Source organism: Clostridium sp. AM27-31LB (assembly GCF_003480745.1).
GTDB lineage: Bacteria > Bacillota > Clostridia > Lachnospirales > Lachnospiraceae > Butyribacter > Butyribacter intestini.
On sequence record NZ_QUJS01000001.1, the window covers coordinates 160350 to 180719 of the forward strand.

Below are 20370 nucleotides of genomic sequence, written 5' to 3' on the forward strand. Positions count from 1 at the left end.
AGGAGGAATGATATGTATTGTAAAAATTGTGGAAAACCGATTCCTGATAATACAAAGTTTTGTCCATATTGTGGGACGCAGTTTTCATCGGCGGAGTCGTTTTCAAAGGCTGCAAATGATATGTTTAATTCTACTGAAAAAGAATTGGGAAGTGCAATCAATGAGGTGCGTCAGAGTTTTAATGGTTCGAATCCAAATTCAGGGCAGGGATATTATAACGGAGAGAAATTAAAAGACGACAGAGGATTGATTTCATACATACTTCTTAACCTTATAACTTGTGGCATTTATGGTTACTATTTTCTATATAAAATGGCACATGATGTAAATATCGCTTGCGAAGGTGACGGTCAGAGTACGGCAGGATTAGTGCAGTTTATCGTATTATCATTTATAACCTGTGGTATATATTCATGGTATTGGTATTACAAACTTGGAAACAGACTTGCAGCAAATGCACCTAAATATGGAATGAATTTTCAGGAAAATGGTACGACGGTTTTATTATGGCTTCTTTTTGGATTGCTTTTGTGCGGAATAGGTCCATTTATCGCAATGTATATATTGATAAAAAATTCAAATATGATATGTAATGCTTATAATAGAGCTCACGGATTTTATTGATAATAATAGGAGAGGATGATAAATTATCACCCTCTCCTAAATTTTTTAGGTGCTATTATACAATTTATAAAACATAAGTCGGATGAAGATGGCAGTTGGATTAAAAGGAAAATTTATAACTGGTTTTTAAGCAACGCACAGCGCCTTGTGCTGATGGCGATTGTTGTTATCGGTATCTACTTGGGATTCAAGCGTGAGTTTTCCAAACTCATCGGATTTTGGTAGTTGCCTTAGTAGCCGTTGGTCTTGTATTCAATGCGTCCGGCGTAAAAGACATATAGTTACAATTATTCAATAAGATTATTGGAGCGTAAAATTAGTATTGCTATTGTGCGGACATTTGCATATGATAAAGATAGATGGAAACACTACTCACGAAAGGAGATGTTTTATATGGCTACAAAATCAGCAAATTTATATGCAAGGATTGAACCAGATGTTAAAGAAAAAGCAGAAAGTATCCTGTCTACACTTGGTATCCCTGCTTCCAGTGCTATCAATATGTTTTATAAACAGATTATCTTACAGAGAGGACTTCCGTTTGAAGTAAAAATACCATCTGCCAGACCTGTTGACATCAGCACATTATCAGAAGCAGGGTTCAATGAAGAATTGGAGAAAGGATATGCGGATATGCAAGCTGGACGGACAAAAAATGCGAAGAAAGCCTTTGCTGACATTCGCAAGGATTATAGCTTATGATATATGAAGTAGAAGTATCCGAACAGGCTGACAGTGATTTGAGAGGGATTTTTGAATATATTGCTTTTGAATTACAATCGCCGGAAAATGAAGCGGACAGCTTGACCGTCTGGAAGAACAGATATTAAGTCTGGATACGATGCCGGAGCGTTATCGAAAATATGAAAAAGAACCGTGGAAAAGCCGTGGACTTCGTGTATTACCAGTAGACAATTATGTGGTACTTTATATTCCAGACAGCGTAAAAAGGTTGTAACAATACTTAGAGTAATGTATGCCGGACGGGACATAGACAATCAGTTAAATCTCCATACAAAGCAATAAAGGATATGATTTAAAGCAGTCTTTCATTTATGATCGACTGCTTTTCCTCTGTTATCCACATCAAGATTAAGTCATATTTAACATGAGTGTCCACAATTAGAAGTAGTGATATTGCATTTACAATGGGTATGAAATCAAGAAAAAGTGTTGCAAACCCCGTAAAATCAGGGGGTGCAAAATAAATCTCAAAAATTAGCACTCACCTCTTGACAGTGCTAACAATCAGTGCTATTATGTCTTGCAGATAAGAAAAATAAAGTTATTTGTTACTTATCTATAGATTTTTATATATTGGGACAAAATAATTATCAAGCTGTTAATGTCGCGGCAGATGTGAACAATAACGGCAATCTCACAGAGAGGGGGAGATTATATGAACATCAGTAAATTTACTCAGAAATCACAGGAAGTTGTTCAGGGATGCGAAAAAATCGCTATGGATTACGGTCATCAGGAGATGGGCGAGGAACATTTACTTGCATCTATGATGAAAGTTGATGACAGTCTTATAAGCAAGCTTATTGAGAAGATGGGTATTGAGCCTGAAGTATTTCTTGCACAGATAGATGGACTTTTAAATAAGCGTCCGAAAGTTACGGGCGGTGATATGCGTATCGACCGTTACCTTAATGAAACTCTTATTTATGCGGAAGACGAAGCTAAGCGTATGGGAGACGAGTATGTTTCAGTTGAGCATTTGTTCCTTAGTCTTCTCGCACATCCGAGCAGGGAAGTAAAGGCACTTTTTAAACAGTGTCAGATAACGAAAGAAAGATTTCTTCAGGTACTTTCACAGGTCAGGGGAAACCAGCGTGTGACAAGTGACAATCCTGAGGCAACTTATGATACACTTGAAAAATACGGAACTGACCTTGTCGAGAGGGCAAAAGAGGGAAAGATGGACCCTGTTATCGGCAGGGACAGCGAGATAAGGAATGTTATCCGTATTCTTTCGAGAAAAAATAAAAACAATCCGGTACTTATCGGTGAACCGGGTGTCGGCAAAACGGCAGCAGTTGAGGGACTTGCACAGCGTATCGTGAGAGGCGATGTGCCGGGTGAACTTAAAGATAAGAAGATATTTGCTCTTGATATGGGAGCACTTGTTGCAGGTGCAAAATACAGAGGTGAGTTTGAGGAAAGACTTAAGGCTGTTCTTGAGGAAGTAAAAAAGAGTGAGGGTCAGATAATCCTCTTTATCGACGAGCTGCACACGATAGTAGGTGCAGGAAAAACAGATGGTGCGATGGATGCAGGAAATATGCTTAAGCCTATGCTTGCAAGAGGTGAACTTCATTGTATCGGTGCGACAACACTTGACGAATATCGTATGTATATTGAAAAGGATGCCGCACTTGAAAGGCGTTTCCAGCCGGTTATGGTGAGTGAGCCGACTGTTGAAGATACGATTTCAATACTTCGTGGTCTTAAGGACAGATATGAAGTATATCACGGTGTTAAGATTACGGATGCCGCTCTTGTTGCAGCCGCAACGCTCTCAAACAGGTATATTTCAGACAGATTTCTTCCTGACAAAGCAATAGACCTTGTCGATGAAGCCTGTGCGATGATTAAAACGGAACTTGATTCACTTCCGGCAGAACTTGATGAAGTACAGCGTAAAATAATGCAGATGGAGATTGAGGAGGCTGCACTTAAAAAGGAGACAGACCATATTTCCAAAGAGAGACTCGCAACGCTCCAGAAAGAACTTGCAGAACTTAAAGACAGCTTTACGGCTCAGAAATCAAAATGGGATCAGGAGAAATCTTCTGTCGATAAGGTTAATAAAGTGAAAGAACAGATTGATGCACTCCACACGGAAATGGACGCTGCAAAGAGAGAGTACAACCTTGAAAAACTTGCAGAACTACAATATGGCAGACTGCCTGAACTTGAAAAACAGCTTGAAATGGAAGAAGCAAAGGTAAAGAAAGAGGACAGGACACTTGTTCAGGAAAATGTTACAGATGATGAGATTGCCAAAATCGTGTCAAGATGGACGGGTATTCCTATTACAAAGCTGAATGAGGGCGAGAGAGAAAAGACACTTCATCTTGAGGAGGAACTTCACAAGAGAGTTATCGGTCAGGAGGAGGGTGTTAAACTTGTTTCAGAAGCAATCCTTCGTTCAAAGGCAGGTATCAAAGACCCTACAAAACCGATTGGTTCTTTCCTTTTCTTAGGTCCTACAGGTGTAGGTAAGACAGAGCTTGCAAAGACGCTTGCGGCAAGTCTTTTCGATGATGAGAGCAATATGGTTCGTATCGACATGAGTGAATACATGGAGAAATATTCAGTGTCAAGACTTATTGGAGCACCTCCGGGATATGTAGGATATGAGGAGGGCGGTCAACTTACTGAGGCAGTTCGCAGAAAACCATATTCGGTAATACTTTTTGATGAGATTGAAAAGGCACATCCTGATGTATTTAATGTACTTTTACAAGTGCTTGATGACGGTCGTGTGACGGACTCGCAGGGAAGAACGGTAGACTTTAAAAATACCATTATCATTCTCACATCAAATATTGGTTCTTCTTATCTTCTTGATGGAATAGAGGAAGATGGAAGTATAAGTGATGAGGCAAGGGAACACGCAATGGCAGACTTAAGGGCAAGTTTCAGACCGGAGTTTCTTAACCGTCTCGATGAGATAGTAATGTTTAAGCCACTCACAAAGAACAACATTCAGGGTATTATTTCAATACTTATGGATGACTTAAATAAGCGTCTTGCAGACAAGGAACTTAAGGTTGAGCTTACTGACGGAGCGGTCAAATATATTGCTGACAATGCGTATGAGCCTGCATTTGGTGCACGTCCGCTGAAGCGTTTCTTACAGAAAAATATTGAGACACTTCTTGCAAAAGAAATCCTCGGTGATAAGGTTCACACGGGTGATGTGATAACGATAGGTGTTTCGGGAGACGATTTTGTGGTAAGCACGAAGTAAAATAACACAATATAAAATGTTTGCTCGTGCAGGAGCTGATGTAAGCACAAAATATAATACAAGGGGTAAAATATATTTTGCACCCACGGCATAATAATATAAAATGAAAAAAGACATCTGTATCTTATGGTGCAGGTGTCTTTTTTCATTATGCACAAAAAAACTTGTGCAGAAATGAGGATTAGCCTGAAAATTGTTGATAAGAAAATAAAGCAGTACTATAAATAGACTTTCAAATTTTATATTAGCAAGTAATAAAGCGGATTGCGAGTATCCTGGATTATAATATAAAATTTTTTAAATGATTTTTAGAAAAAAGCAACTTTTTTTTGAGTTATTACAATATACAGGTGTAAGGGTTCTACCCGAGACGTCAAAGGAAGAGAAAGGAACGACAGTAGTGACAAGACAGGAATTTGAAGAATTTGTATCCAGTGACGGAAAAGATATTCTTCGGTTTTGCAGAATAACTACAGGTGAGACTGCACAGGGAGACGATCTTTATCAGGATACAATGTTAAAGTTGTGGGAACAGGCAAAAAAGCTGGATAATGAAAATTCAATCAAAAGTTATGCACTTTCTGTCGCAATCCTTATATGGAAAAATAAGCGGAGAAAATTTGCCTGGCGGCACAGGATAGCAGCATTTGAAAGCTATGAAAAGCACATAGAAAGTGGGGGAGTAGAATGTGTCAGGAAGATATCTGATGAACCAGAACAACAGCTGCTTAAAAAAGAAGCGGATGAATTTGTAAGGCAGAAAGTACAGGAATTACCGGAGAAATACCGAATGGTCGTTTATCTGTATTATTCTGCGGATCTTAAGATTAAAGAGATTGCAAAATGTCTGCACATTACTGAGAGTGCTGTAAAGAGCCGGCTGCGTAAGGCAAAAAGTATGCTGAAAAAAGATTTGGAGGTTATTCGATATGGAGGATAAAGAACTGGATCAAATGTTAAAAAAAGCCCTTATTCCAAATATTAAAGACAATGAAACGAAGATTAGATTTGAAATGGAGGATTGTGTTATGAGGAAACAGAAAAAAATTTTAAAACCTGTAGTTGCATTGGCAGCTTGTGCAGCATTGGTCATTGGGATTTCATATGGAAATGTCACAGAAAAAATTATAGGCACGCATATGTTATCATCGGAGTCTGATAATTCTGCAACAGGAAAAACAGAAGATATTAAAAACTGTTTTTCAGTAAAAGTAAAGGCAGCAGAAGTACAGAAGTTAGAAAGGGGAAAGGAAACTGCTGTAATTACTCAGAAAGAACTGGGTTCAGGTGGATGGAGTGGAACAGATTCCACAAAGGAAATCAGCTATGTGATTGAATCACCGATAGTTTGCGAGGGTAAGCAGATAGATACTATCACATATTCTTTAAGTCATGGAAGTTTTGGAGTTATTCAGCCTAAGGAAAATCCATGTGTATTAGAAGGAACTGAATGTGACACAGATGAAGGAAAATATTGTGATTTTAATATTGAACCAAAAGGTGCTTCAAAGGTTAAACTGATGAAAAAGTCATATTCTTCTTTTACAATATCTGCAAAAGACCAGCAGAAGGTAGTTATATATTTGCGTGATAATAAAAAAGTGTCAGGCAAGTTATATAATAAAGTATGGAATTCGTATGGGGATGATGAAAAAAGTTTAGATGTGAGAACTCAGGGCATGAATGAGGTACTTGATAATCTTGTTATGACTTGCAAAATCACATATAAAGATGGTACATCTGAAACAGCAGACATTGCAGTAAAGAAAAAAATTATGACATATAAAGAGGCATATTCAGGCAAAAAAACTGATGAGAAAATAAAGCAGCTTGCAGATGAAAAAGACGAGTTTACAACCTTTGAGCTGCAATAAAAATAGTATAGAAATAAAAATATTGTGGAAACAAAAATATTGTGGAAAAAAATACTGCGGTATCGTATTTGACGAGCCGCAGTATTTTTATTATTATGGGGTCAGGGACAAAAGCAGATAGTGTTCTAAGGAAAAAGTCAAAGGTCAAGCAAATATTTTGTGTTTTCGTGGATGATAGCAGTGTTGTATGCGTGTACTGATGAGTATCACCAACTTTTTGTGCCGGGAAGAAGCGGGCAGCTTAGAGATGTACTGAACATATAACAGATACTTATCAGGTTTTAAATACGAATAAAAATATAAAAATCTGATATGAGACAAATTATATTAAAAACGGAGGAGAGCATATGAACAGGAAAAAAAGAAGAAAGCTGACGGCTTACCTGCTCGCACTTGTTATGATTTTTAGCTGCTTTGGACAGAGCACAGGCATGGCAGCAGATTATCAGGCGGAGAGTACTAGTCACACCATATCCGGTACAGGACAGTGACACAACGGATTTTGAGATTGGTGCACAAAACGCCAAATGCAAACTGACAGGTGTTTATTTTGCGAACAAAAAGGATTATCCTGATGCAGAAACGCAGGTCAGGAGCAAAAGTAAAAACAGGTTTTCAATAGGCGGAAAGTCTGTCGGAAGTAAAAAAACTTTATGATGGCAGAGCGGTTTCAAAAGATGAATTTAATATCAGAAAGAGTACGATTAGCGGAAGTCCGGAGGACTGTCTTATAGAGAGCAGTGATGGCGGTGATGAATATATTGCGAACAGGGTCGTAATGGCGATGGTCGATTATACTGATAAAAAGACTGGAATGTCATTTGAGGTTGATATAAATATCAAATTGCCTGACAATGCTGTTAAGACAGACGATATTATTTTTGATGATGCCTCAAGGGTTGAATTGTACGGTGCACAGAGTGGTTCTTATATGATATATCCTAAATCGGTTTTAAATCGTTTTTCGCAAGGTATATATTCGTTTTAAAAAGAGGATATTTATTGTGAAGCGAGAACATAATATAGGCATCACGCCTGTTTCGTGCATACAGGTCCTTGCAGTGTCCGTAGTACAGAAGATGCCTTGTCTCATCAATGCTTAGTGGAAATGAAAAGGCAAGAAGAAGCAATAAATCTCTTGATGGCTTCTTTTTTGTGCCGTTAAAAATCTGGTAACCGTAGACCGGGTCAATGCCTGCATTTGCAAAAGTTTGATTACATTTAATTCTGTATATTTCATTTGTTTATTCTCCACGGTAATTGGTACTGTTGGTAAGTATGTAGGATTTTGCTTTTATTGCAGGGATTTATGCTCGCGTTCCAGTTCAAGGAAAAGTCTTTTTACACTCCATTTTGAACTTGTATTTGTAAGCACAGCCTTATAATCGACGGAAATCTTTGCCTGACGCAGCTTAAAAAGAATTTTGTCAAATTTTTTATCGGGAACATCACAAAAAATAATAAGACTTTCTTTAAAAAATGCAGAATCGCCTGATAAAGTTAAATCAGCGATATTTTCCTTTTTTGATAAATTCGTTGAAGCAAGCCTTTCAAGTGTTTCGTTAAAAAAAGCAGGAGAGACTGTTTCGACATGAACATTCATTGGAGAAACAAGTCTGCTTATGCTTTTGGGGTCGCTAATATTTATAAGAAGTAATTTTGCCATCTTCTTAAATCCTTTCATTATAAAAATCGTATTAGAAGGGTACAAGTCCATTTTCCTATTTGCTATACGGTACTTCTAATACTATACTTTTTTGAAAAACTTGTAAATGACTTTTTTTAACATTATCAGGCGAATGGCAGAACAGAACATGAATGTCCGCTTAAATTTTCATATCATAATATCAATGCACTTATTGCACCAAACACTCCGGCAGAAGCAAGTCCCATTATTACCCCTGCAAGCATAACACCGAGCATAACAGCGATGACACTAGACTTAAAGTCCATATCGAGAAAACTTGCGGCGAGAGTTCCCGTCCATGCTCCCGTGCCCGGAAGTGGAATACCAACAAAAAGCAATAGTGCTATAAAAAGTCCCTTACCTGCCGTTTCCTGAAGTTTTTTGCCGCCCTTATCTCCTTTTTCAATACAAAAAGTAAAGAAACCACCGATAACCGGCTTGTCAGCCCCCCACTCAAGAACTTTCCTTGCAAAAAGAAAAATAACAGGAACAGGAAGCATATTTCCAATAATAGCTATAATGTAAGACGGAACAAGAGGAAGTCCCTGTGCAACTGCATATGGAATAGCTCCTCTGAGTTCAATAAGCGGAAACATCGAAATAAAAAAAACAATAATAAAGTGCATCAAAAAATCCTTTCCTATATAAATGTTATATATGTTTATTTTCGGTTTTTGTAAAATATATACTGTAAGATATGTCGCATCTAAATAAAGTATGTTTTTTGTAAGACATACTTTATTTAGATATTGTTATATGCCTTTAACTTATATGCATATTACGAAAACCGATTATGTTATATATGCAGATAGTAATTGATTTATGACTTAAAAAGAATAAACCCACAAAACATTACTGTTCATCACATAGTAAAATCGACAGTAAAAAACTGCACTATAACATAGTAATAATAATAGCAAGTGACATAGGTGTCAAGTTATTGGAGCAAATTCTAGCGGATATTCGTGGTACGCTATACCGTTTTCTCACAACACTATTAACGGCAATCACAGTATATCAGAAAAAACTTCCCTGACAATAAAAAATCACATATTGACAAACATCTAAACCAGAGGAGTATGTCAAAGAGGTTATTAAAAGATTAACTGCTGCTTGCTTATAGGAACTGTTAATGTATAATAGAAAAATATATAAAATAAAAGGCACAGTATATACCGTGCCTTTTAGTCAAGCAGTTTGTTCTCTACGCAAAATAGAAGTGGGAAACTTTCTTGATAGTGTTAAATTGCAATCTAAAGCCTATAAAACTTTTGATAAGAACTCTTTGAGTCGTGCATTTTGTGGATTTCCGAAAAGTTCATTAGGTTCATTTTCTTCAGTTATGACACCGTCATTAAAGAACATTACCCTGTTTGCGACTTCTCTTGCAAATCCCATCTCATGTGTAACGATAACCATTGTCATGCCGTCTTTGGCAAGTTCTTTGATAAGTTCAAGTACCTCGCCGACCATTTCAGGGTCAAGTGCCGATGTAGGTTCATCAAAAAGCATTACATCGGGGTTCATCGCAAGTGCACGCACGATTGCGATACGCTGCTTCTGACCTCCTGACAAAGTAGAAGGATAAGCATTTTCTTTATCTTCAAGTCCTATTCTTCCTAGAAGTTCTCTTGCTTTTGCAGCAGCTTCATCTTTTGTCATTTTATTTCTCTTTACAGGTGCGAGCATTATATTTTCAAGAACTGTCATGTTTTCAAAGAGGTTGAACTGCTGGAATACCATACCGATTTTTTCCCTTATCGTGTTTATATCGACTGAATCATCAGTTATATCGGTTCCTTCAAATAATATATGTCCGTCAGTCGTATCTTCAAGAAGATTTAAGGAACGAAGAAATGTTGATTTACCGCAGCCTGACGGACCGATGATGGCAACGACATCACCTTTATTTATTGTTGTTGATATTCCTTTTAAAACTTCATGTTTACCAAATGATTTATAAAGTTTATCTACTTCTATCAATGGAGTTGTATCAGTATTTATATTAGTGTCGTTCATTTGCTCTAAGTCTCCTTTCAAGTGCATTTGCAACAGATGTGAGTGCAATAACGATTACGAGATAGATTATCGCAACAGTGATGAGTGGCAGGAACGCATCGTATGTATTGCTTCGGATAATGTCACCGGCTTTAGTGAGGTCTACGATGGCGATATAACCACTTATCGAAGTTTCTTTTATAAGGCTTATAAACTCATTGCACAGTGCAGGAAGTGCATTTTTAAATGCCTGTGGAAGTACGATAGAAGTCATTGTCTGTCTGTAGTTAAGACCGAGGCTTCGACCGGCTTCAAACTGTCCCTTGTCTATTGAATTTATACCCGAACGGATTACTTCAGCAACATATGCTGCTGAGTTAAGACCAAATGCTATAATGGCAACAAGTATCTTTGAATTGACTGATACAAGTATTATATAGTAGAAGATCAAAAGCTGTACCATTGCAGGAGTTCCACGGACAACTGTAAGATATATCTTACATATAAGGTTCGGGATAGGGAGTGTACCGTTGTTGTCATGTGTTGTCCTTATAAGTGCAATGATGGCACCGAGTATGATTCCCATGAGAACGGCAAAAATCGTGATAACGATTGTGTTTGAAAAACCTTTTATAAGATAATTATATCTGTGGTCGGAAACAAAGTTGTCATGTATTCTCTGTGATAAAGACTGTGCTTTTATTGCTGCATTGTAATCCTTAACGATTATTACCTGTTTTGCAGTCGTGTAGGAGTCAGTGAAATCAACATTTTTAAGACGGTCTTTGGTTACGGTCATTCCGGCACAGCCGACATCGACTTTGCCTGATGTAACGGCAGCTATGATTGAGTCAAATTCCATGTCCTCTATTTCAAGTTTCATATCAAGCTCATCACAGACAGCCTGCATCATATCCATGTCAAGACCTGTTATCTTATTGCTGTCATAATATTCGTAAGGCTTGAAAGAAGCGTTCGTTCCGACTTTCAATGTACCATTCTTACCTGAGACATTTTTCTTTTTATAAGGAAACTTTCCTTTTTCTTCGTCTTTGCCGGTATAGTTTTTCTTTATATTTGCGAGAGTGCCATCGTCTTTAAGCTTCTTTAAGGCATCATTTATTTTGCTTTTTAAGTCAGTATTTGACTTATCAATACAGATAGCATAGTCCTCAACGGCAAATTCTTCTTTGAGAATTTTAAGTTCAGAGTTTTTTTCAGTGTATGCAAGCGATGGCTGTTCATCAAGGATAACACAGTTTATCTTGTCATCTTTGAGTGCCTGGATGGCATCAGTACCTTTGTTGTAACGCTCGACAACGGTGCCCTTATTGTCACCCTCGTAATCAGATGCATATATGTCACCTGTTGTACCGATTTGAACACCGATTTTCTTTCCTGTTAAGTCATCAACACAGGTGACAGCATTCTTTTCGGCTTTTTTGATTTTTTGTTCATTGGAATAGTTTTTATAACATATTCCGGCGATGATAATGGCAACGCAGACAAGTGCGAATACCACATAGCTGATTAGATTTTTTTTCTTTCTGGTCATCATCGTATTCCTTTCGTTTTTGTAAATTTTAGTTTTTTGTCGGAAGATATGTCGTGGCGCTTGAACCAATATAACAGATAGTACCGCAGGCACGCTCTCGCTATACTGTCATCCGTAACAGTACATAAGTTGTCAAAAAACATATATCCTTTATAATATCATATATTGGTGCAGGGGTCAAAACTATATGGTAATCAGTGACAGCAGTTGGTTTGAATTGATTTGAGTTTATGTGCAAAATAGTGTATATTATGAATATTGTTCGCATTATATATGTGAACAGTGATATTTAAATGATGTTTTATAAATTTTTTTTAGGGAGGATTGTGAATTGAAAGAAGAAAACAAAAAATCAAGGGTAAAGGTATTGTCGCTTATTCTGGTATTAGCTATGGTGATTAGTCTTATGCCGGTGGGTAGTGTTAATGTCGGTGCGGCAGATAAAGTGTCAGTGCAGGCACTTCAGAGTACGGATGATGTTGATTCAAATGGGTATTCGTACCAGTTTATTACCAAAGTGAAAAAAGGTTTTTCTAACGGAAGTGATATGCTTGCATATGCGAAGTACAAGAAACAGCAGTCTGTTAAGAGAGGTGGAAATATTGGATTTGAATATGTCTGCATTTCTGCAGTATCAAATGCGACAGGCAGCAGTATAAGTGCTTCTTTAAATAAAGATGTTGATACGCTTACGGCTAAAGAGCTTAAGGAGGAAGTGGCTTATGCATCAAAGCTTGCCATCAAATCAAAACTGAGACTTACGGCAAATTGGAGTGTAAATGGTATAAAGATTGATGATGTTACGACAGACAGCCTTAATACTTCAACAGCGTTACATGAGCATATTGACTTTTACGAAAAAGAGGCAGAGTTTAAGGTTATTTTTTGTAATAGTATCGGTGAATTAAATAAGTCTATAACTATGAAAGTGACTTCATGGACAGATCCGGTGTCAGAGGTTACGGGGCTTGATAGCGAGGAGAGAAATCTTGTAGGTTCAAACAATAATGTGATATCCAAGAGCATCAATCTAAAACTGCCTGGATTTACATTAAACAAAAACTTTCAAACAAATCATGCTATTACAGTGCAGAAGTACCGTATAGAAAAATATAATGCAACAAGCAGACAAAAGTGGAGTGTTGAAAAGGATATTGCGGCATATGAGGGTGAAAGCCAGACATATGCATTTCAGGCAAAGAAAAATGAGACAGCAAGATACAGAGTTTCATTATATTATGCATATAATAGTTATGATAAAGATCTTATCTATCAGTCGGATTATAAATATGTCACTCTTAATTTTTTAAAATGCCCATTTTCAGAAAATATGAGTTTAAAGAGTGATGATATTTATGCCGCAGTTGGTGAAGATGTGGTACTCGATTCTGACATCTGCATAAACAGAGGGTATCAGGCAGAGTATATCTGGCAGAAATTAAACAGCCAGAAAAATGCATTTGAAGATATTGCTGATGCTAAGAGTGCCGTGTATGAGATAAAGAATATAAAATCAGAGGATTTTGGAGATTACAGGTGTGTGGTTAAAGCGTACAAGGGTACTGGTGAGGATAAAAAGTACATTACTTCCAAAACGCTTACATACCATCTGACAGACAAGAAAAAATTTATGATTAATAAAGCTTCAGATACATACGAAGACTCCGCTGTACCTGTTTATAAGCCTATAAACAGTGAGGCAGAGCTTTCACTTGATGTAAAAGTAAATTCGGGTTATAAGGCTTCGTTCCAATGGTTTAAACAGGGAAAAGATTATTCAACAATGGAGATGATAGACGGAGCAACAGAGGCTTCTTATAAACTTAATGTGACGGCTGACAGTTTCACAAAGTATTCTGTAAAGATGACTGTCACAAATGAAAATGACGCATCAGACAGTGAGACTCATGAGTATTCTTATAGGATATGGGAAGATCCGCAGATTGAAAAAGTATATACTTCAGGTGCTTCCGACAATGATTTTTATTTAAAAGAGGGAGAAGATCTGGTAATTGTCGCAAATAAATATAAGTGTAATCCAAACTATACACTGGTTTATGAATGGTACAGGTATGATATTCTTGATGGCGGCAAGAGCTATAAGAATACCAAAATTGAGGGAACAACGGGAAATGTTCTTACGATAAAAGATCATAAAAATACTGATGAAACAAACTATAGATATTATGTAAAAGCTTACCGCAACGGAGAGAGTGAGACACACAGAGGTTCAGAGACGGAAATCTACAGTGTGCATAATTACGGCAGGGATAAACAGAGTAATCTCAGTGTTTCCCATGCGACAAATGATACATTTTATAAGCACGACGGTGAACCTGTTTCAATGGGTGTAAAGGCTGAGTGTGATAATGCGGACTGTTATGATATTTCGTATTCATGGTTTTTAAATGGTGAGGAGCTTCATGACGCAGATGGCAATACATATAATACTCCTACATATTCAGTCGATAAACTTGCATATGGACTTTATGGAAAATATACCTGTATGGTAACTGCAAAGGCAAAGGAAAACAGTTATGCAAAAACGGAAAGTGCTGAGGAAACAGCAGAGTTTACGGTAAATGAAGCCTCAGGCTACAGGGTGAATTCGCCGTCAGAGACTAATGTAAATGGGAAAAATACAGGTGATACGATTACGCTTACCGCCAATGTAAGTACAGTGGATGACAAAGAATATCCGATTACATATGCATGGTATAAAAAGGTTGCCGATCCTTATAATGGAAATTATGGCAAATATGTCAAAGTCGGCTCAGCAAAGGATTTTACGATAACATTATCCAAGTATGATTTTACACAGTACGAGTGTTACATAAATGACGGTTTAAATTCTAAGGCAACAATTTTAGATTATTTTGTAAATGCCCCGGAAGACAGATTTAAGCTCGTGAGCATAACAGGAAATAATACTTACAAAGTAATGGATGGTGAAAAAGTTACTTTGGAGGCTAGAGCAGTAATTTCTGATGCGTCAGATACGATAACATACCAGTGGCACAGAAACGGTGATGTGATAGATGGTGCAACAGATATGAATTACACGATAGACAGTGTAAGTGAAAATGATATAAATGCGACATTTTTATGTGTGGCAACAAGTAAAAATACTGGAAAGACAGCGAAGTACACATTTTATTTGTCAAGAAGAAATTCAATATCTACAAGTGTCCATACTGGTCTTAGCTTAAGTTCAGGCAGAACTTATAAGGGAACAAGAAATCTGGGAAGTAAGGAGACGATAGGTGTTGATTTAAAGACAGCCGGATTGTCGTATGATGTAGAGTGGACATTTACTGCAGAGTCATATGTAAACGGTAAAAAGCAGATGGCATCTAAGTCTGTGAAGCTTGATGAGAAAAATACGGTTATAGCTTTTGATTCGCTCACGGAGGAACAGTTTGGGGAATATCAGCTCAATATATATAAAAAGGGAACTTCGTATGCTTATACGACATATACATTTAAGATAACAAGATATACAGGTTATTTTTCGGCAGCTCCTAAAGGAAATTACACGACATATTACAGAAAAAAGGGGGAGAGCGTAACTTTTAACATAGGAGTCAAGACTGACCTCAAAGACACGGTATATTATCAGTGGTATAAAGATGGAATTGCAATTTTTGGACAGACGAACAGCAGTCTTACTATAGAAAATATAGATTATGATGATTATGGAAGATATTATTGTGCTGTCAGATGTGGAGAGAATTCAGTACAGACAACAGATATTAAGCTGAAAACTGATACCGGACTTGAACTTGAATTTGATTATTATAATGCAGGGACAACATACTATTACCTTACAAAAGCTCTCGGAGATACGGCTGAGTTTTCTGTAAAGGCATCAAGTAAAACGGGAAGACAGATAGCGTACAGGTGGTTTAAGTCATCTACAGCGGAACACAATGCCATTTCCGGTGCGGTTTATCCTGAATTAAAAATAGAAAATATAAAAGCAGATGATTATGGTTCATATATTTGCGAAGTCACCGACGGAGTTATGACAAAGTATGCCTATTTTGGAATAAGAGGTGTATCGGATGAGCTAAAATGGGAAAGTACAGGTGGAGATAAGTATATAAATGCAGGTGAATGTGCCGAGTTTCAGGCAAAGGCAGTCTGTGCGGCGGGTTATAATATAAGTTATAAGTGGCAGAGATATAATGAAGCGGAAAAAAGATACGAAGATATTGCAAGTGCGTCTGATTCATCATATAAGACGGATGCAATAACAGATTTTGATTTTGGCTATACAAGGTATAAGTGTATTGCATCTACGGAAATATCTGATATAGAAAGAATTTTTTATGTTTATAATGCCGACAGATTTGATTTTAACGGAACTGCCGACAGAACATGGATATTTGATGATGAAGCAGCGGTTTATACAACAACACTTAAGAACAACACAAATGATACACCGAAATACCAGTGGTACAAAAAGGATGACAATGGTAACTTTATCCCGGTAAAAGGAGTGGATAAGGATATTTATATTGCTTTGGCTCCTGCGGTCACTGCAACAAAGAGCAGTATGACATATAGATGTGAAGTAAAAGCTGGCAAGGAAGAAAGTTATGTGACAAAAACAAAAGACTTTACAACAACCATATATAAAAGAACTTATTTGAAAGATACTCTTCCGCAGGCAAAAGCTGATGACGGTTATAGTTTTTATGCATACAGAGTTGACGGTGCATCAAAGCTTAAGATAACATTTAGTGAGGATACGCTTTTTGATAAAAACATAAATTATTGCAGTCTTGCAGTTTTGGATAAAAATGGAAATAAGACATCATATGTAGGTTCGGAACTTTCAGGAAAGACTATTACGGTTGATGGTGATGAAGCGACATTTATGCTTTTTAGCAATGTATCGTCATACCCAACATATGATTTTTCAAAACAGGGTTACAAGGTTACAAAGATAGAAAGCGTAAAAGCTGCTGATGGAGGAAAAGATAATAATACTTCCGGTGATAATTCAAACAATGGAGGAAAAGATGAAAATAACAATACTTCCGGCGATAATTCAAACAATGGAGGAAACAGTGGAAATAATGGAAGCAGCGGTACTAAAAAAGTAACAAAAGTCAAAAAGAAGATAAGTATTGGACTTAAAGAATCGGTTTCACTCTATTTAAAAGGTGCAAAATATAAGACCAGTAAGAAGAAATATGTTACTGTTTCTAAAAAAGGTGTTATCAAAGGTAAGAAAAAGGGAAAATCAACAGTCACTGTCACAACGGCAAAAAAAATAATTACTTATACCGTAACGGTAAAAGCGGCACCTAAAAAAATAAAAAAAGTTTCACCGTCAAAGATAAAACTTAAGGTGAAAAAAACAAAGAAGATAAAGGTTACGCTTCCTAAAAACACGGCAAGTTATAAGATTTCTTTTAAGTCATCAAACAAAAAGATAGTCAAAGTTGATTCAAAGGGAAAAGTTAAGGCTTTGAAGAAAGGAAAGGCAAAGATTACAGTAAAGACCTTTAACGGAAAGAAAAAGACGATAAAAGTTACCGTGAAAAAATAAGGATACTTGACTTTATGGCATAATCATGGTTTACTTAAAAATAGCGACATAACATGAATGAAAGTTGAGGACATAACATGAAAAAGAAATTACTTTTAGCACTGACGGCTTTACTTGCTGTTTTATGTATGGTAGGATGCGGTTCTAAAAAAACTCAGGATTCAGAAAAGAGCGGTGACAGCACAAAAACTTATAAGGTAGGTATAGTGCAATATGTAGATGATGCATCGCTTAACCAGATACAGAAGTCAGTTCAGGATGAGCTTGACAAAAAGGGAAAAGAGGCCGGAGTAAAGTTTGATTATAAGGATTATACTTTCAATGGTCAGGCGGACCAGTCTACATTAAACCAGATAATGACAGAACTTGTATCAGATGGTGTCGATATAATAATTCCTATAGCTACACCTACTGCACTTATAGCACAGTCTGTTACAGAGGACAATCAGATACCGGTTGTATTTTCAGCGGTTACGGATCCGGTATCAGCAGGACTTGTTGCAAGTATGGATGCACCGGGGGCAAATATTACCGGAACAAGTGATGCCATAGACACAGATGCGATAATGAAGCTTATCTTAAAGGCAAACAGCAAGACTAAAAAACTTGGTCTTTTATATGATAAGAGTCAGGACTCATCAAAGCAGGCTATAGCAGATGCTAAAAAGTTCTGTAAGGAAAACGGTATTTCCGTTGTTGAGAAAACAGGTACAACAAACGATGAGGTAGCACTTGCGGCTGACGCACTTGTTGCAGCAAAAGTAGATGCGGTATTTACACCGACTGACAACACTATTATGAAAGCTGAGCTTGCCATATATGAGAAGTTTGTAAATGCAAAGATACCTCATTATACGGGAGCGGATTCATTTGCACTTAACGGAGCATTTGCCGGATATGGCGTAAACTACAAAGAACTTGGTGTAGAGACTGCCGACATGGTGGCTGATATTCTCGTAAACGGTGCAAAACCGGGTGAGATGGCGATAAAGACGATCAACAATGGTATAGCTACGGTAAATACCGAGACAGCAGAACAGATAGGACTTGATTACAGTGGATTTAAGGATATATGTGAAAAAGTCGTAGAGACAAAGACTGCAAAAGAATTTGACGAAAAATAAAAAAACTATCAGGATAAAAATATATCAAGCACGCTGTTTTAGGCGTGCTTGATATGGCATGGAGGAAAAAATGGGCTCAATTTTTACTATTTCAATATTACAAAGTGCATTGGAGCTTGGATTTATATATTCGCTCGTCGTTCTTGCACTTTTTGTATCATTCAGCATATTAAATATTGCTGACCTTTCAACAGACGGCTGTTTTACTCTCGGCTGTGCCGTTGCAGCATCAGTGACGATAGCCGGTCATCCGGTGCTTGCACTGTTTCTTGCGATGGGGGCGGGTATTATATCGGGATTTGTCACGGCATTCTTACAGACCAGATTGGGTGTGGAGTCGATTCTTGCAGGAATCATAGTAAACACGGGATTATATACGATAAATATCGCCGCAATGGGATTTTCATCAAATATGAACCTTTTTAAATGTGATAGTATATTTACTATAGTCAGGGATTTTATACAGGAACACATGGGAGATGCGGCAGTTCAGATACTTATAAGAAAAGGATGGTATAAGCTTATTCTTGTAGCCGTGATAGTTATAATAGTCAGTGTACTTTTAAGTGGATTTTTAGGAACAAGACTGGGGCTTTCGATAAGAGCGACCGGAGACAATGATGCAATGGTAAGAGCATCAAGCATAAATCCTAAATTTACGATAACGGTAGGTCTTTGTCTTTCAAGTGCTCTTACTGCACTGTCAGGAGGATTACTTGCGCAGTATCAGAAATCATGCGATATAAATCTTGGAACAGGTATGGTAACTATAGCACTTGCAAGTCTTATTATTGGTGAGACATTTGTTGGAAAAGGAACGATGTTTAAAAGAATATTAGGCGTTGTATTCGGAAGCTGCCTTTATCGTTTTATAGTCGCAGTCGCAATAAGGATAAATGTTCCGGCGGAGTGTCTAAAACTTGTATCTGCTATCATAGTAGCCGTTGCGATAGCATTCCCTTATGTAAAGGAAAAAGCAAAATTTGCAAAACACAAATATGCTGAGATTGCAAGAAGAAAGAAAGAAGGTGCGATGTAATGGATACTATGCTTGAATTAAAAAATGTACGCAAGACCTTTAATCCGGGTACTGTAAATGAAAAAAAGGCACTTACGGGGCTTAATCTTTCGTTAAAACATGGAGATTTTGCTACGATAGTCGGAAGTAACGGTGCGGGCAAATCGACAATGTTTAATGCGATAACAGGCTCATTCTTTACGGATGAAGGTGCGATAATACTTGACGGTGAGGATATAACCTTTAAAAAAGAGCATTTCAGAAGTAAAGATATAGGTCATCTTTTTCAGGACCCGCTTCTTGGAACCGCACCACATATGACGATAGAGGAAAATATGGCACTTGCTTACCTTAGGGCATCTACTGCAAAGACTGCATTTTTCAGCAGGATAAGCAAAAAAGAAAAGCAGAAATTCAGGGAACATCTTTCATTACTTGGAATGGGACTTGAGGACCGCATGAAAAATCCGGTCGGGCTTTTGTCAGGAGGACAGAGACAGGCACTTACACTTCTTATGGCAACAATGGTAACACCAAAACTTCTTCTTCTCGATGAGCATACGGCGGCACTTGATCCTGCTACGGCGGAAAAGGTACTTAAACTTACAAAGGAGATAGTAAAGGACAGAAACATAACCTGCCTTATGGTAACTCACAATATGCATCAGGCACTTGAACTTGGAAACAGAACGCTTATGATGGATTCGGGTCATATAGTGTTTGATGTAAGCGGTGGGGAGAGAGCTAAACTTACTGTAGATGACCTGCTTGAAAAGTTTAAGGATAATGCCGGAAAGAGCCTTGATAATGACCGTATATTGCTTTCAAGTGCAGAGGGGGAGTGAAAAAGGCGAAAAATGGTAGAATTATAGCGAAAAAGGGATAGGGATATACAATATTACCTTTGAAATAATATGCTTTTTTTGATAAAATTATATGTATATCCAA

At 37.4% G+C, this 20370-nt stretch carries 17 protein-coding genes and 2 pseudogenes; 14 read left to right on the forward strand and 5 right to left on the reverse strand.

Annotated features, from left to right (window positions below; genetic code table 11):
• The first annotated feature begins 12 nt into the window (after positions 1-12).
• From DW721_RS00665 to DW721_RS00710, 10 genes and pseudogenes are all read left to right on the forward strand, one after another.
• Entirely contained in the window at positions 13-624 is a 612-nt protein-coding gene (locus DW721_RS00665; protein WP_055944355.1) for a DUF4234 domain-containing protein, read from the forward strand.
• 393 nt (positions 625-1017) lie between these two features.
• Positions 1018-1326 (forward strand): type II toxin-antitoxin system RelB/DinJ family antitoxin, encoded by a 309-nt coding sequence (locus DW721_RS00670; RefSeq protein ID WP_118744478.1) that lies wholly within the window; start codon positions 1018-1020, stop codon positions 1324-1326.
• Positions 1323-1454, forward strand: a complete 132-nt coding sequence (locus DW721_RS16650; protein ID WP_347560342.1) for a hypothetical protein — start codon at positions 1323-1325, stop codon at positions 1452-1454. The genes DW721_RS00670 and DW721_RS16650 overlap by 4 nt, the downstream gene beginning before the upstream one ends.
• Positions 1455-1465: 11 nt before the next feature.
• A complete protein-coding gene (locus DW721_RS16655) occupies positions 1466-1582 on the forward strand; it encodes a hypothetical protein (RefSeq protein WP_347560343.1) in 117 nt (38 codons plus the stop codon).
• Between the two features lie 441 nt (positions 1583-2023).
• Positions 2024-4606 carry an ATP-dependent chaperone ClpB gene (gene clpB / locus DW721_RS00685; protein ID WP_118744479.1) on the forward strand — a complete coding sequence of 861 codons (2583 nt, stop codon included), beginning with the start codon at positions 2024-2026 and terminating at the stop codon, positions 4604-4606.
• Between the two features lie 400 nt (positions 4607-5006).
• On the forward strand, positions 5007-5546 hold the full coding sequence (locus DW721_RS00690) for a sigma-70 family RNA polymerase sigma factor (RefSeq protein WP_022014783.1): 540 nt from the start codon (positions 5007-5009) through the stop codon (positions 5544-5546).
• Positions 5536-6480 carry a hypothetical protein gene (locus DW721_RS00695; RefSeq protein ID WP_118744481.1) on the forward strand — a complete coding sequence of 315 codons (945 nt, stop codon included), beginning with the start codon at positions 5536-5538 and terminating at the stop codon, positions 6478-6480. Before DW721_RS00690 ends, DW721_RS00695 begins: the two co-directional genes overlap by 11 nt.
• Positions 6481-6630: 150 nt before the next feature.
• A pseudogene (locus tag DW721_RS00700) lies at positions 6631-6735 on the forward strand (VanZ family protein); the annotation flags it as partial.
• Between the two features lie 92 nt (positions 6736-6827).
• Positions 6828-6971 carry a hypothetical protein gene (locus tag DW721_RS15950; RefSeq protein ID WP_182436155.1) on the forward strand — a complete coding sequence of 48 codons (144 nt, stop codon included), beginning with the start codon at positions 6828-6830 and terminating at the stop codon, positions 6969-6971.
• Positions 6972-7258: 287 nt separating this feature from the next.
• The gene (locus tag DW721_RS00710) at positions 7259-7468 is read left to right on the forward strand and encodes a hypothetical protein (RefSeq protein WP_118744484.1); all 210 of its coding nucleotides are present in this window, start codon (positions 7259-7261) and stop codon (positions 7466-7468) included.
• Positions 7469-7774: 306 nt separating this feature from the next.
• On the opposite strand, the gene DW721_RS00715 is transcribed toward DW721_RS00710, so the two are convergent.
• The 5 genes and pseudogenes from DW721_RS00715 to DW721_RS16665 all read right to left on the reverse strand — a co-directional run.
• The gene (locus DW721_RS00715; protein ID WP_182436156.1) at positions 7775-8146 is read right to left on the reverse strand and encodes a DUF3783 domain-containing protein; all 372 of its coding nucleotides are present in this window, start codon (positions 8144-8146) and stop codon (positions 7775-7777) included.
• A gap of 173 nt (positions 8147-8319) precedes the next feature.
• The gene (locus DW721_RS00720) at positions 8320-8793 is read right to left on the reverse strand and encodes a small multi-drug export protein (RefSeq protein ID WP_022014787.1); all 474 of its coding nucleotides are present in this window, start codon (positions 8791-8793) and stop codon (positions 8320-8322) included.
• Positions 8794-9427: 634 nt separating this feature from the next.
• A complete protein-coding gene (locus DW721_RS00725) occupies positions 9428-10150 on the reverse strand; it encodes an amino acid ABC transporter ATP-binding protein (RefSeq protein ID WP_172794182.1) in 723 nt (240 codons plus the stop codon).
• Positions 10151-10172: 22 nt separating this feature from the next.
• Positions 10173-10841 carry an amino acid ABC transporter permease gene (locus DW721_RS16660; protein ID WP_347474842.1) on the reverse strand — a complete coding sequence of 223 codons (669 nt, stop codon included), beginning with the start codon at positions 10839-10841 and terminating at the stop codon, positions 10173-10175.
• A gap of 36 nt (positions 10842-10877) precedes the next feature.
• Positions 10878-11723, reverse strand: a pseudogene (locus tag DW721_RS16665) (transporter substrate-binding domain-containing protein); the annotation flags it as partial.
• A gap of 328 nt (positions 11724-12051) precedes the next feature.
• Between DW721_RS16665 and DW721_RS00735 the strand changes: the two are divergent.
• The 4 genes from DW721_RS00735 to DW721_RS00750 all read left to right on the forward strand — a co-directional run bounded on the left by DW721_RS00735 (position 12052) and on the right by DW721_RS00750 (position 20267).
• The gene (locus tag DW721_RS00735; protein WP_118744487.1) at positions 12052-17280 is read left to right on the forward strand and encodes an Ig-like domain-containing protein; all 5229 of its coding nucleotides are present in this window, start codon (positions 12052-12054) and stop codon (positions 17278-17280) included.
• A gap of 77 nt (positions 17281-17357) precedes the next feature.
• Positions 17358-18404 (forward strand): ABC transporter substrate-binding protein, encoded by a 1047-nt coding sequence (locus DW721_RS00740; protein ID WP_118744488.1) that lies wholly within the window; start codon positions 17358-17360, stop codon positions 18402-18404.
• Between the two features lie 70 nt (positions 18405-18474).
• Entirely contained in the window at positions 18475-19443 is a 969-nt protein-coding gene (locus DW721_RS00745; protein WP_022013383.1) for an ABC transporter permease, read from the forward strand.
• An 8-nt stretch (positions 19444-19451) separates the two neighbouring features.
• Positions 19452-20267 (forward strand): ATP-binding cassette domain-containing protein, encoded by an 816-nt coding sequence (locus tag DW721_RS00750; RefSeq protein ID WP_118744828.1) that lies wholly within the window; start codon positions 19452-19454, stop codon positions 20265-20267.
• The last annotated feature ends 103 nt before the right edge of the window (positions 20268-20370 follow it).

Coding starts and splice junctions, on each gene's coding strand:
- DW721_RS00665 (WP_055944355.1), top strand. CDS start 13: ATGTATTGTAAAAATTGTGGAAAACCGATTCCTGATAATACAAAGTTT.
- DW721_RS00670 (WP_118744478.1), top strand. CDS start 1,018: ATGGCTACAAAATCAGCAAATTTATATGCAAGGATTGAACCAGATGTT.
- DW721_RS16650 (WP_347560342.1), top strand. CDS start 1,323: ATGATATATGAAGTAGAAGTATCCGAACAGGCTGACAGTGATTTGAGA.
- DW721_RS16655 (WP_347560343.1), top strand. CDS start 1,466: ATGCCGGAGCGTTATCGAAAATATGAAAAAGAACCGTGGAAAAGCCGT.
- clpB (WP_118744479.1), top strand. CDS start 2,024: ATGAACATCAGTAAATTTACTCAGAAATCACAGGAAGTTGTTCAGGGA.
- DW721_RS00695 (WP_118744481.1), top strand. CDS start 5,536: ATGGAGGATAAAGAACTGGATCAAATGTTAAAAAAAGCCCTTATTCCA.
- DW721_RS15950 (WP_182436155.1), top strand. CDS start 6,828: ATGAACAGGAAAAAAAGAAGAAAGCTGACGGCTTACCTGCTCGCACTT.
- DW721_RS00710 (WP_118744484.1), top strand. CDS start 7,259: ATGGCGATGGTCGATTATACTGATAAAAAGACTGGAATGTCATTTGAG.
- DW721_RS00715 (WP_182436156.1), bottom strand. CDS start 8,146: ATGGCAAAATTACTTCTTATAAATATTAGCGACCCCAAAAGCATAAGC.
- DW721_RS00720 (WP_022014787.1), bottom strand. CDS start 8,793: ATGCACTTTATTATTGTTTTTTTTATTTCGATGTTTCCGCTTATTGAA.
- DW721_RS00740 (WP_118744488.1), top strand. CDS start 17,358: ATGAAAAAGAAATTACTTTTAGCACTGACGGCTTTACTTGCTGTTTTA.
- DW721_RS00745 (WP_022013383.1), top strand. CDS start 18,475: ATGGGCTCAATTTTTACTATTTCAATATTACAAAGTGCATTGGAGCTT.
- DW721_RS00750 (WP_118744828.1), top strand. CDS start 19,452: ATGCTTGAATTAAAAAATGTACGCAAGACCTTTAATCCGGGTACTGTA.